The following is a 13,225-nucleotide window of genomic DNA, read 5'->3' as shown; positions in this document are numbered from 1 at the left end:
GAATGCATTCTACTCTGGATTATAAAAGTCCGGAAAACTACGAAAATGAGAGAAAAACGTCTAAACTATGTGTCTAATTTAATGGGGGAAGCTCAGTCCATTACAACAAGGATTGCGACGTAGTATAACCATTATCATCCATTCTTCTTTTAATCTCGTTAGAATAAACAGTCCACTACAACAAGGATTGGAACATTTATCTACACTTATGTCAATACCATGATTACTAAGTCAGAATAAACAGTCCACTACAACAAGGATAAAATTCAATTAGCGAGGAATAAATATATGAACTTAGAGGATTTTATAATTAAAGCTTTGTCATCTAAAAAGCCATCATTGTACTTTAAAAATAATAAAAAAACAGGAAAAGAAATATTTCCTGCTTTATATAAACTTAAATCTGTACCTGAAATGAAAAAATATCATTTTCATGATAATACCTTTGATCATCTAATGATGATAATTGATTATGTAGCAGCAGAAACAGATGAAATTAATGTTTTATTTGCTGCTTTAATGCATGATATCGGTAAATTAGAAACAGAAGAAGATATATTACCCCATCATTATGCTCATGAGAAGGTTGGCCTTGAAAAGTTATGCGAGATTGCAGAAGGTAAATTACCACCTGAATATATTGATTCAGCTAAAGTAGTTATAAGGTATCATATGATGATTAAAAACTGGAACCAGCTTAGACCAGGAACTATAGTAGATATGTTTAATGCAATTTATTACAGTCCATTATTGATTGAAGATTTTTTAATTATAATAAAAGCTGATAATATGAATAAAAAAAATAAGGAAAGTGATATTCCATATGATGAAATTGCTAAACTATATGAGAATTACGTAGAGGAATTTGATAAATTGAAGGATAGAAATGCTCAATCTTTATTTATTGCAGGTGAAAAATAAAGGAATTTTAAGCTTGATATTCAAATATATATTAAGAGCTATTATTCATTCTGAGGCAAAATTATTTACCTTCAGAATCAAGAACCTTGATAATTATTGATATATCGGTTTGGTCAAGATGGTCAAAGTTGCGGCATTTGCTTAAAAGCAGTGCAATTTTTTGTAATTTTTAAGGGAAAATTGCCATCTTCTATTCTAAGCAAATGGATGTGATTACTGATATAATAGGGAATATGAAGTTTAACGGGGTCTAATGACTAAGTCCATTAAAACAAGGATTGAAACTATCCTTCATAATATATAAGTTGCTGCTGTTATATCTGGGTCTAATGACTAAGTCCATTAAAACAAGGATTGAAACGCATTGCAATTGAATGTTCCAATAATACTTTTATGGTCTAATGACTAAGTCCATTAAAACAAGGATTGAAACTGACCAAACTTTTGATAGAGATTTAATTGCAGACTGTCTAATGACCAAGTCCACTAAAACAAGGATTGAAACTCCATCAACTCTTTTTCTAACTGGTCCCTTCTAGCTGTCTAATGACCAAGTCCACTAAAACAAGGATTGAAACTCCTCCTTAGCTGCATAAGCTATAATTGAATAACCGTCTAATGACCAAGTCCACTAAAACAAGGATTGAAACACAATTGGGATACCATCGTAAGTATCAAATGTTCTAGTCTAATGACCAAGTCCACTAAAACAAGGATTGAAACTCATAATTATTTAATAATACTTTCCATTCTTCTTTGTCTAATGACCAAGTCCACTAAAACAAGGATTGAAACTATCTATAGAAGGTTGCGGTATCAATATCAGCAAAGTCTAATGACCAAGTCCACTAAAACAAGGATTGAAACTGATTAACAGTCCTAAAGTGTATGTATCCTCTACTAGTCTAATGACTAAGTCCATTAAAACAAGGATTGTGAGATATTACTTTTACCAATACCTGCGTGTCCTACTAAAGTCAGAATCAACAGTCCATTACAACAAGGATTGAAACTTTTCTCTGTCCCAAACAGCAATCTCAAATTCCAACAGTCTAATGACTAAGTCCACTACAACAAGGATTATTATCACTAGTTGCTATTAAGCAGCTAGATTTTTTATTTTCTATAAAAAAATTTTGCTTTTGCCAATATGTTGTCAAAGTCAGGTTGTATAATATTAATTGTAAGAAGCATTTTATAAAACTTGTTGCCACTTAAATGAAATTATTATCTGTTTTAACTAAAAGTTTAAGATAAAATGAGCATTTTCTAGCTAATTTTACAGGATAAATAATTTGGAGGTGGAAATATTAAAAAAATACTGAAAGTTTTAGATAGCATAGAACTTTTTTTAATGGCAAGAGTTCCTTCAGTCAGTTTTATCTTAGGTTTAGCAGCAGGAATTATCTCAATGGTGGTTTATATTAATTATTCTTTATCTATTTCTGTTATAGTTTTAGTTTTAAGTTTCACACTTTTTGAGCTTTATAAAAAATATTTTGCTGGTGAGCCTGATTTTATAATGCATTTTGATAATGAGAATCTTGAAGATGCAGAAGATTTCGAGAAACTTATTAGAGATGTTTTTGAAGGCAAAATTAATGATGATTAATCGAGATAACCCAGGAGGTGGATTTATGAAGAAAGCAGTATATTTTTTAGTATTAATTTTAATACTTTCACCGGGAGCCTTAGCTCATTCTGATTTTATAGAAGAGGGTGAGTTTGGAGAGTGGGAAAGTGGAAGTTTTAATGATTATATTAATCCTGATAATTTTTATGAGCATTTAAAAGAAAAATATGAATATAAAGTGCCGGATTATTTTGATCATGAAGTTATTATTCCAGTAAAAATTGTAAGTTACTATGGTTTTACAAAATATCATTATTTAACAGGTAAGCCCAGGGCAAAAATTCAATTTGGCGATGACTTTGAGTATGTTTTTAAATTAAATAATAAAATAGGATTAATTCTAACTGATCAGGAAATAGAAGCAATAAAAGCTGAGAATGAGTTTTCAACTTTAGATGAGATTATTAATAAAGGAACATTAATTTTCAAAGAAAAGAGTAATAATCCTATTAGTGATATACAATTCTAGATTATAAGTTTAAATTAAGTTAAAGCGATTTAGGGATTAAATTCTACCTAAAAAGCTTTAACTTTTTTTGTTTTTAAAACTGATTTGCCAGTATGTTGTCAGTGATGGATGATATATTATATATAAATGAGTTATTATAGATTGAAAAATAGAGCATTTAGCCAAATATCGACAATCTTTTTAAGATTATACAAAAAGGTAATTATATGCTTTTATTGAAGTATATATATAGCTATTAAGATAAATAAAAAATATGTCAAAATGGAGGTGCGAAAAATTAATAATCATAAAGAGAAAATATTAACTTTATCATCATTACTTCACGATTCAGCTAAGTTATTGGTTGAAGATAAAGATAAAGCTTTTGATTATCAAAAAAGAATTTTAGACCTATTAGATTCAATTGATAATGAAACTTCAAAAGAAGTACATCAAGTTTTATCTGATTTATTTTCTTCTCAAGAAAAAGATGAAAATAGCTTAGCCTATTTCATTGAAGAGGCTCATCAGTTAATTGGACTTGATTTAGATTCCGATTATACATACAAGCCTTTAAAAAACATATTTTCAAATATTGATATAGGTAAAGCAGATATCAATAGTGAAAAATATTATTTGCCTTCAAAGATAAATGCAGCTAATTCTTTTCCAGTAGACAAAAAAGAGATTAGAGATGAAGATCTTTCTAAAGCTGCTTCAAGCTTCAAAACAGAATTAATGAAAATTTTAAAAAGCAAAGACAGTGATCATTGGGCAGATAATTTATATAGTTTAATTGAAAAGTATGGTTGGTCTTATCCAGAAAGAAAAGGTAGCAAAGATACTCTGGTAGACCATGTGCATTTAGTAACTTCAATTTCTATTATTCTATATAAGAATTCAAATCAGGAAGAAGAAAATGAAAAAAGCTTTAAATTAATAGGTGGAGATTTATCAGGAATTCAAAGCTATATTTATGATATTGCAAAGATTAATTCTGGAGGAGTTTCTAAGAGACTAAGAGCTAGATCCTTTTTTGTTTCAATATTAGGAGAGGCTATTTTACACCAACTCTTATATAAATTAGAACTTCCTCAGGCTGCAAAAATTATTTCTGCAGGAGGTAAATTCTATCTATTAGCACCAAACACTAAAGAAACTGAAGAACTTTTAGTTAACACATCTAAAATGATTAATAACTGGTTTTATGATAAATTTCAGTCAGAGTTGTATTTCAACTTTGCCAGTGTAGATTTCAAAGGTAAAAAGTTCAGTGATTTTGGTGTAGTTTATGAAGTGATCAATGAAAGATTAGAGAAGAATAAAAACCATAAATTCAAAGAATTCTTAGAAGATAATCAGTCATTCCAGCTAGATTCACAATATGGAGCAAATGCAGACTTATGTGAGTCATGTAATAAGCTTTGGACTAAAGAGGATTCTGATTTATGTCATTTTTGTGAGCAGGATTTAAATATAGGTAAGAATTTAACTTCAGCTAATTATATTGCCTATAAATTTAATGGTTCTAGCACAAATTATGATATTAAGCTTTTTGATGAGAGCCCGATCTATATCTCATTATTAGAAGATAAAATAACAGAGGAAAAATATGATCTTTTAGTAAATATCAAAGATGATAATATATCACCTGCTGTACCTGAAATACTTGGCACCTATTCAAGCTATATTCCTACTTTTACTGATCGAGGAGAAAAGTTTGAACTTTGTAAACAGTGTGGAGATGAGGAATGTACTGAAAGAAAAAACTACTTTGAAGATTTTCCTTATCTATTTAGCTGCTTAGCGGCTTCTTCTGTAAGTGAAAGAGAGGAAGGACTTCAAGCTTTAGGTGTATTAAAAGCAGATGTAGATATGCTGGGGAGTATATTCTCAATCGGACTTGGTTCAAAGGAGATTAATTTTTCTGAAATAGTTTCTTTAAGTAGAATGGTTGATTATTATTTCAGTAAAGTATTGCCAGAAAACTTTGCTAAAGCAAAGGAAGTAACTTATAGTAATTGCTCAGCTAAACTGGATAAAAACTATATTGTCTATGCTGGTGGAGATGATCTTTTAATATTAGGTCCCTGGGATAATCTACTTTTAACTTCATTTTATATTAATGATAGTTTTAGAGATTATACAGCCAATAATGATAATGTAACTATTTCAGCAGGTCTGTCATTAGTAAAACCTAAATATCCAATAGCTATGAGTGCCCAAATGGCAACTAATGAAGAAGAAAGAGCAAAAGAATCTGGTAGAAATGCCTTTAGTGTATTTGGAGAGAGTCAAAAATGGGATAAATGGTTGAGAGTATTACCTTTAGCTAATTTATTAGACGAATCTATCCAGGAAGACTATTTTTCAATGAGCTTTGTTAGAAGATTAAATAGATATGCAGGACAAGAAAAAAGATATCAGGAAAATAATGATACTAAAGAGCGAAAATGGATAGGTATGTTCCAGTATGATCTTGGTAGGAATTTTTATGATAATAAAAAATTCAACAGAGATAAAAAGATGCAAAAAGCATTGGATGATTTAGTTGATTTATTCTTAGAAGAAAAAGATGGTATGAGAGGCGTAGAAAACTTTAAACTTCCATATCACTGGTCATTATATCGAAACAGGTAATAAGGGGGTTATAAAAAATGGCGAAATATAATTATAATTGGAATACCCTGGAGTCTGGCTATCTAGATGAAGAGGGAAATTTCAAATTAGAGCTTATCGAAGATGAAGCTGATAAACTAGGGATGTTATTTGCAAATGGTGGAATAAATAGGAGTCAAAGATATGAAAAACTATCAAGTTCTCAGTTAAGAAAATTTTATAATGAGGTTAAAGCTTTAGACGCACAAATAACAGAAGAAAACTTTTCTGAAAGTCTTCCTTTTATATTAATGCTTAAAGCAAAAGCTAATTATGCTTATAGAGGTGGCGGAAGAAATAAAAAGATTCCTGAAAGTTTTAAAGACTTCATTATCAAGAATGTTGAAATAGTATCTAAAGAAAGAAATTACCAGTCATTTGATAATTTCACAACTTTTTTTGAAACCGTAGTAGGATACTTCTACGGCCACGGTGGGGAGGGAAATAGATAATGAGATTATTAGAATATAGAGTTATTAGAGGAGAAATTGAAACAAAAACAGGTTTAAGAATTGGTGGTAGTTCCGATACTATTGAAATAGGTGGTAATGATAACCCTGTTATTAGAGATGGTAAGTCTAACAAACCATATATTCCAGGTTCATCATTAAAAGGTAAAGCAAGAACTCTTCTAGAATGGTATTTGGGCAAAATAGATAAAAAAGGAGATCCACATAGTTGTACAGATGACAGCTGCTTTATCTGTCGTTCTTTTGGTATCAGTGCTGGTGAAAATGATGTACAGTTTGGACCTGGAAGACTACTTTTTAGAGATAGTTATCTAACAGAAGAGTCAGAAAAAGAATTGCAGGAACTAAAGGAAAAAACAGGTCAAGATTTTACTGAATTGAAAACTGAAAATACCATCAATCGTCTTGATTCATCAGCTGTGCCTCGTCCTATGGAAAGAGTACCTGCTGGTGTGAGCTTTAAATTTGAGTTAGTATATAAGATTATTGATATGGATGATGGCGGTCAAACAGATAAAGAAAACTATGAATTGATTAAAAAAGGACTAAAGATGCTTGAGTTAGATGCTATTGGTGGATCTGGAAGTAGAGGATATGGAAAAATTAAATTCAAAAATCTTACAGAAGAAATTAATGGATCTACAAATGAGATTGATTTAGCAGACATTAGTTTATAGGGTGGTGAATTAATCATGAAAAACTACAAAGTAACTATACGTCCCAGTACATCTTTTATCACCCCCTTAGACTCTGACACATTATTTGGTAGTCTATGTTGGTTGATCCGCTGGAATTATAGTGAAGAAAAGTTAGTAGATTTTCTAAAAAATTATGAAGATAAACCACAATTTTTAATTTCTTCTGGAGTACAAAAGGATACTATACCATTTCCAATAACAGAAGGAATTGCTAGAAGCAAAGTGAGGCAACTAGTGGAAGATGCCTTTGTATTTGTTGAACCTGAGAAAATGAATACAGTTATCAGATTAATAAAGAAAATAAAAAAGGAAAAATATCTACCAATAGATACTTTCAAAAAATATGTGAATGATTTCAGTCTAGAAAGAATTATTAAAGATATTGTTGCTAAAAATATTGATGAAATAGAAGAAAAATATCAAGATGCATTTCATCAGCCAAAACCATTTATGACATCAAAGGATAGATATCATAATATGATAAATAGATTGTCTAATAGTGCAACCGATGGTGAATTGTTTACTAGAACTGAAATTACATATCATGATGATATAGATATTTATTTAAGATTCCCTGAAGAAAAGCTTGATTTTTGGAAAGATAATTTCAATGCTTTATCTTATGAAGGGTTTGGTAGTAAAAAGACAACAGGTAAAGGACAGTTTGATGTTTTAGACTTTAAAGAAGTTAAACTACCTGAAGCTGATAATCCAAATCATTTCATGACTTTATCTTCTTATATACCTGAGTCTGAAATTCCAGAAGGAAATTACAAGTTAAAAACAAAAAGAGGTAAGGTAGGTTCTATATATTCAAAAGCTAACTATAGTCCGTGGAAAAAACCATTAATCTTTTATGATGTAGGTTCAACATTTGAGATTGATGAAAATGATAACGATAGAAGTTATGGTTCTTTAATTTCAGATGTTCATCATTCTTTAGAAGATGTGGTTCAATATGCTTATGCTTTTGATCTGGGGGTGAATTTGAGTGAGTAAAACAATAGAAAGATATTATCTGCAGCTGCAGCCACTAACTCCTATTCATATTGGTAGTGGAGAAGAGATTATGCCTTATGAATATATTGTAGATGATAATGGCAAATATTATCGTATAGATTTATTTGAATTACTCAATGTTATGCCACCAGAAAAAAGAGAAGAATTAGTAAAAATTATGGAAAAGGATCTAGTTGAAGTAAGAAGCAGTATTGCAGACTATAACTGGAAGAGTTCAGTTATATACCAGGGAAAGACAAGCAGTGATTTTGCTACTGATTATAATAAAAATATTAAAAGGTCAGCAAATAATTTAGCAATAGATGAGTTTATTAACTCAAAGAGAAGACCTTATATACCAGGATCTTCACTTAAAGGAGCTTTTAGAACTGCCTATTTGCATAAGTTTGCTGATAATATTAATTATCAGATTAGTAGGAACAGAGCTGGCTTTTTTAATGTTAGAGATAGTAGAAGAAAAGCTCAACAAATTGAAAGTGGAGCTTTAGAATATAGAGATTTCTTTGGAGATCCTTTTCAAACAGTTAAGTTTTCAGATTCATCTTTAAATATTGATAATATGGAAATCCATAAAACCTATTCTGTTAATGTTACTAAAGAAAATTCAAATGGTATTCCATACTATCAGGAAACTGTTGCAGGGCTTCTTAGTTCTAATGTAGAGCAGAATATTTTTGCTGAATTAAGTATAGATAAAGCAAGACAGGATAATAATTATGGTAAAAACTCTGTTAGACATTCAATATCAGCTAAAGATTTACTGAGTGCAACAAAAGAATTCAGCAAAAAACTAATCGAAGCTGAACTTAATTATTTAAGGAGTAACACTGCACCCACTGAAACAATTAGGATTTATCAGCATCTAAAATCTATTCATGCTGATTTAGAAGAAAATGAATCTTTAATCCGCTTTGGTAAGGGAATTGGTTTTAATTCTACTACTTTAAACTTATCTAATAAAAGAACAACGGTTAATCCAGTTAGTAGAGTTTTAGCTGATCATAAGTTTCCAATGGGCTGGGCGGTATTCAGCCTAAATGAGGAAAAACATGATGTAAGTATTTTAAATAATAAAGAGATTAAAGAAAAATCTAAGAAGATGGAAAAGAAAAAAGAGGCAAAAATTCAAAAGAAAAAAGAGAACTATCCAAAATTGATGGATTATATTAAAGGTGAGTATGGTAAATCAGAAGCTAAAAAAGCTACAATGGATAGAATGAGAGGAAAAGGTAAATTATATAAGAAGTATAAGAGAGAATATGAAAAATATCTTAAAGGATAACAAAGAGTAACTAACAAAATCTATTAAGTTTGAGTCCACTAAAACAAGGATGTGAATTTATTAATGAAAATAAAGCAGGCAAAATTAGAATTTGATATCGAAGATAGGTTGAGTCTTGATTATGGCCGCAAGTTAAGAGGCTTTTTTGCAAATGAATTTGAAGATGTATTATTTCATCATCATAAAGAAAACGATAAATTTAGATATGGTTACCCCTTAATTCAGTACAAGATATTAAGAGGGAAGCCAACCGTGATTGCAATAGGTGATGGAGTTTCTTTAATTGCTGAAAACTTTTTAGAGATAGATAGATTAACTCTAGGAGAAAATGAATATGAAGAGCCTGATGTTAATTTAAGTATGTCTAATTGGGAATTATCTGTAAAAGAAGATGTAGAGATGCTTCCTTATAAGTATGAATTTATTACTCCTTGGATGGCTTTTAATCAAAAAAACTTTGATAAATACAAAAGTGAAATACAGGGTAGCAGTGATGAAAAAAGAGTGGAGTTTCTAAGTAGAATTTTAATTGGAAATATCCTTTCATTTGCTAAAAGTATTGATTGGTGGGTTGAAGAAGAAATTAAGGTCATACCAGTATTAAAAGACATAAATGTTAACTTTAAGAGTATGAATATGATTGGTTTTAAAGGTTTTTTCTTTACGAATATTATACTCCCTGAAGATATTGGTTTAGGTCAATCGTCCTCAAGAGGATTTGGAACCATTAAAGAAAAATAACTATTTTAACTGTGTGTGTTTCTGTATTTTCTTGCCATTAGAGTAATATAACGATATAATATATTTAATAGTTAAAATTCATTGAACCTTAAAAAGTTAATAGTAGTAATAAATGTATTTAAATATCAAGAATTATTCCTATCGCGGGTCTTCAAAAAGGGTAAAAACCCCCTTCACCCGCGCAAATGACGATTTCAGGCCTGTCATTACAGGCTTCGCGAGGGGTACAGTCAGAATCAACAGTCCATTACAACAAGGATTGCGACATTGTATCTCCTGGTTTCAGGAGTGGGTCGATATCCAGTCAGAATCAACAGTCCACTACAACAAGGATTGCGACTTTGCGTTTTCCTTAGCTTGATTGACATTGTTGTCAGAATCAACAGTCCATTACAACAAGGATTACGACCTTTCTTATGTAAATCATCTATAGCAGTTATTAGATGGGTCAGAATCAACAGTCCACTACAACAAGGATTTGTATATATATATAATAGACATAAAAAAACCTCAACCTTTTTTGCTCAGGTTGAGGAATTTTTTATATAACTATTTTTTGTTTTATTAATATTTTCCTTCTAATAACTTTTGCAACTCATCTGTATAATTATCAAAATTATCAATTACTTTTTGTCCTTGCGAAGCTGAGTTTTCACTTAAACCAAAGTGAGATACATCATTTCTTTTATACCTGAATTTATCATATAAAGCTAAGAAATCATTGAAGTTTTCTTTAATTCCTTTTCTGATAAAATCAAACTTTTCTTGATTAGTTATTGGATTATATTCTTGATCTTCTTCAATAAGTGAATATAATGCATTTCCGATTTCATCTCTAATTTCAATTAATGTATAATCATAATCTTTTTCTTTCATATGCTCAGGAAGATAAGGTTCATTTATTTCATCAGCAATTGTAGATATCATATTTTCTCTAAAGATGACTAATCCCTGTTGTACTAATTTATGTTCTTTACACCACTTAAGTAACTGAAAATAATTTTTTAAGCCTTTTTTATCATTTTTATCAAAGATTGAAAATTTATTTTTTATTTTATCAATTAAATTAAGTAATGGAGAAATCCTATTGTTCGAATCTGTTTCAAACTCTTCTATTTCATCTAATAAAGTTAAAATATTTAAAATAGTGTTATTTAATTTATTACCTCTTGCAGTTTTGATTTCATCATTGAAATATTTCAGAGATTTAATTAATTTACTGATTCTATCCATTAATTTACGAGTCTGATCATCCATAGATTCATCTTGAGCAAACATTTTACCAATTGATCTCCCCGATAGTTTATTAATCTTATCAGCATCACCGGTGTTTATAAAGTTATCTACACCAACTACCCAGTCATTTAAGTAATCAAAAGAAGTTAAATCTAATATTCTAGCATTTCTATCTTCTAATGGTAGTTTTGCTACTTCATAAGCAGGTCCTAACTGCTCAAAGAGTCCATACTCAATACTTTTTACTTCTGCATTTTTTGATAACTTTACATAATTTAAGATATTCATCATTAGCATTGCTAAATACCTAAAGCCATGTGTTACATCAAAATATATTTCATCACCTTCATTGATTTCATTAGTAAAAATATTAAATATTTCCCACAATTCTTCTTCTGAAAATCCTGCTGGTATATCTATTAACTTGATTTCTAAATCAAGATCATATTCTTCTATAATGTTATCAATCTTTTTCTTTAACCCCATTTTATATATTTTTTTATCATTTCTATCTTTATAAGTATATTCATTCCAATTTTTTTGTTGAGCAGCTTCAGTAGCAAAAATAAGTACTTCTGAAAGCTCATCCTTATATTTTCTAATTAAAGCTTCTTGAATATACTCACACTCATCAAATTCATCATAATTAACAGTTATATAGTTTCTTGCACCTAATACTGAAATTAATTTTCCTTTTTTCTTGCTCATAATATCCCCCTTATTCATACATTGAGATTATATTTTTGGCATCCATAATTAATTCATCTCTTAAAAACTTAGGATCTAAAACTTTAATCTGAGTTTTTAGGCTTAATAACCATCCCTTAAAAAGATTTACTCCTCTAATTTCAGTTTCAAAAATGAAGGTGTTTTCATCTTTTTCTGTGATCTTATAATATTCAGGATTGAATTTATCTTTCATTAATGGAAGTAGATTATTATCAACTTCAAGCTTAATCTTAGTTAAATCTCCAAAGAACATTTTCCAGCATTTTGAAACATATTCATCAATATTGAAATCTTCAGGAATAATTCCAGGTTCTTCAGTTATTTTTATATCATTAATTCTATCTAAACGATAATTAATTATTTTATCATCTTCAACATCTTTACCTATGAAATAACCTTTGTCATTATCCCAGGTTACTCCATAAGGAATAACTTTCCTCTTCTTATTTAAATCACTTTTATATGCAGCTTCATAATCAAGCTCTATTACTTTCTCTCTTAAAATAGCTTTTTGTATTTGCTCTACAAAAGTTAAATTACCTTTTGCTTCTTTCAATTTGGTGTAACCAAAATTTTTCCTAACTTCTTCTAATCGGTTTTTAAAGCTTTTAGGTAGTTTATTTAATAATTTCTCTTTAATATTTGTTATTTCAAGGCCATTAAAACTTTTTGATGAGTCTAAAAACATCAAAAGAAGTAGTATCTCATTTTTATTTAAATTATTATTTTCTTTTTCTACACTTTTATCAAAATATTCATAGGTTTTAGTATCTCTGTTATATGTAATAGGTAAATCTAATTCATTTTTTAAAACATTAATATATCTATCTACAGTTCTGGTTGAAACACCAATCATTTTAGCGAGATTACTTCTGTTTAATTTGCCACCAACTTCATCATATTTATCTTGGTGTTCAATAACTTTTAAAATTGCCATCATTCTTTTAAACTTAGTTGAATACTGCTGATCACTCATTTTATATTCCTCCTAAATTAATCATTCCAGCTTTTATATTCTCTAAATCTTCTATGCTCAAAGATCTTAACTGATTTGACTCTTTCACCATCATTAACTTCTTTTGAAATTCTTTCAGTAGTTGAATAAACTGGATTTAAGTTATTATTTTTAGCCCAGCTGACTATAAAATAGACAGCTCCAAATTCGCCCTGGATTAAAATATAGTCATCTTTGTTTACATTTTCAGCTAACCAATTTTTAAAAGGCAGCATATACTCTTTTAGACTTTCTAATTCAGCTGGAATATTAGACCATTTCTGCTGCAGAGTTTCTGGAAGCTTAATAATTTGATTAATATTTAAACTTTCTTTAGCATCTTCTTTTTGTTTATCTGTGATTTCATGAGAAAAAAGTAGAAATAGTTTTGACAA

Annotated in this window: 12 protein-coding genes and 1 CRISPR repeat array; of the genes, 9 read left to right on the top strand and 3 right to left on the bottom strand. The window is 29.4% G+C overall.

Annotated features, from left to right (window positions below):
* Positions 1-288 precede the first annotated feature (288 nt).
* The 9 genes from C8C76_RS11635 (at position 289) to C8C76_RS11595 (ending at position 9,871) form a co-directional block, all read left to right on the top strand.
* Entirely contained in the window at positions 289-921 is a 633-nt protein-coding gene (locus C8C76_RS11635) for an HD domain-containing protein (protein ID WP_108141819.1), read from the top strand.
* A gap of 248 nt (positions 922-1,169) precedes the next feature.
* Positions 1,170-1,861: a CRISPR direct-repeat array (repeat unit 37 nt; unit sequence GTCTAATGACCAAGTCCACTAAAACAAGGATTGAAAC).
* Positions 1,862-2,332: 471 nt separating this feature from the next.
* Complete coding sequence (locus tag C8C76_RS11630; protein WP_219909387.1) at positions 2,333-2,533, top strand: hypothetical protein; 201 nt, start codon at positions 2,333-2,335, stop codon at positions 2,531-2,533.
* Between the two features lie 25 nt (positions 2,534-2,558).
* Positions 2,559-3,023 (top strand): hypothetical protein, encoded by a 465-nt coding sequence (locus tag C8C76_RS11625; protein ID WP_108141815.1) that lies wholly within the window; start codon positions 2,559-2,561, stop codon positions 3,021-3,023.
* A 267-nt stretch (positions 3,024-3,290) separates the two neighbouring features.
* Positions 3,291-5,642, top strand: a complete 2,352-nt coding sequence (gene cas10 / locus C8C76_RS11620) for a type III-A CRISPR-associated protein Cas10/Csm1 (protein ID WP_181248212.1) — start codon at positions 3,291-3,293, stop codon at positions 5,640-5,642.
* A gap of 17 nt (positions 5,643-5,659) precedes the next feature.
* Entirely contained in the window at positions 5,660-6,112 is a 453-nt protein-coding gene (gene csm2, locus C8C76_RS11615; protein WP_108141811.1) for a type III-A CRISPR-associated protein Csm2, read from the top strand.
* Positions 6,112-6,807 (top strand): type III-A CRISPR-associated RAMP protein Csm3, encoded by a 696-nt coding sequence (csm3, locus tag C8C76_RS11610; protein ID WP_108141809.1) that lies wholly within the window; start codon positions 6,112-6,114, stop codon positions 6,805-6,807. Before csm2 ends, csm3 begins: the two co-directional genes overlap by 1 nt.
* 15 nt (positions 6,808-6,822) lie before the next feature.
* Positions 6,823-7,827, top strand: coding sequence for a type III-A CRISPR-associated RAMP protein Csm4 (gene csm4, locus C8C76_RS11605; protein ID WP_108141807.1), 1,005 nt, complete (start codon positions 6,823-6,825; stop codon positions 7,825-7,827).
* Complete coding sequence (csm5, locus tag C8C76_RS11600) at positions 7,820-9,130, top strand: type III-A CRISPR-associated RAMP protein Csm5 (protein WP_108141805.1); 1,311 nt, start codon at positions 7,820-7,822, stop codon at positions 9,128-9,130. The genes csm4 and csm5 overlap by 8 nt, the downstream gene beginning before the upstream one ends.
* Positions 9,131-9,193: 63 nt before the next feature.
* Positions 9,194-9,871 (top strand): CRISPR-associated endonuclease Cas6, encoded by a 678-nt coding sequence (locus C8C76_RS11595; protein WP_108141804.1) that lies wholly within the window; start codon positions 9,194-9,196, stop codon positions 9,869-9,871.
* Positions 9,872-10,435: 564 nt separating this feature from the next.
* On the opposite strand, the gene csx2 is transcribed toward C8C76_RS11595, so the two are convergent.
* The 3 genes from csx2 to csx20 are packed head-to-tail and all read right to left on the bottom strand — an operon-like array spanning position 10,436 to position 13,225.
* Complete coding sequence (gene csx2, locus C8C76_RS11590; protein WP_181248211.1) at positions 10,436-11,815, bottom strand: TIGR02221 family CRISPR-associated protein; 1,380 nt, start codon at positions 11,813-11,815, stop codon at positions 10,436-10,438.
* A 10-nt stretch (positions 11,816-11,825) separates the two neighbouring features.
* A complete protein-coding gene (locus C8C76_RS11585) occupies positions 11,826-12,812 on the bottom strand; it encodes a helix-turn-helix transcriptional regulator (RefSeq protein WP_108141800.1) in 987 nt (328 codons plus the stop codon).
* A 17-nt stretch (positions 12,813-12,829) separates the two neighbouring features.
* On the bottom strand, positions 12,830-13,225 hold the full coding sequence (gene csx20 / locus C8C76_RS11580; RefSeq protein WP_108141798.1) for a CRISPR-associated protein Csx20: 396 nt from the start codon (positions 13,223-13,225) through the stop codon (positions 12,830-12,832).

This window comes from Halanaerobium saccharolyticum (assembly GCF_003053565.1).
Classification (GTDB): Bacteria; Bacillota; Halanaerobiia; order Halanaerobiales; family Halanaerobiaceae; genus Halanaerobium; species Halanaerobium saccharolyticum_B.
This window is presented reverse-complemented; position numbering and strand designations above follow the sequence as displayed.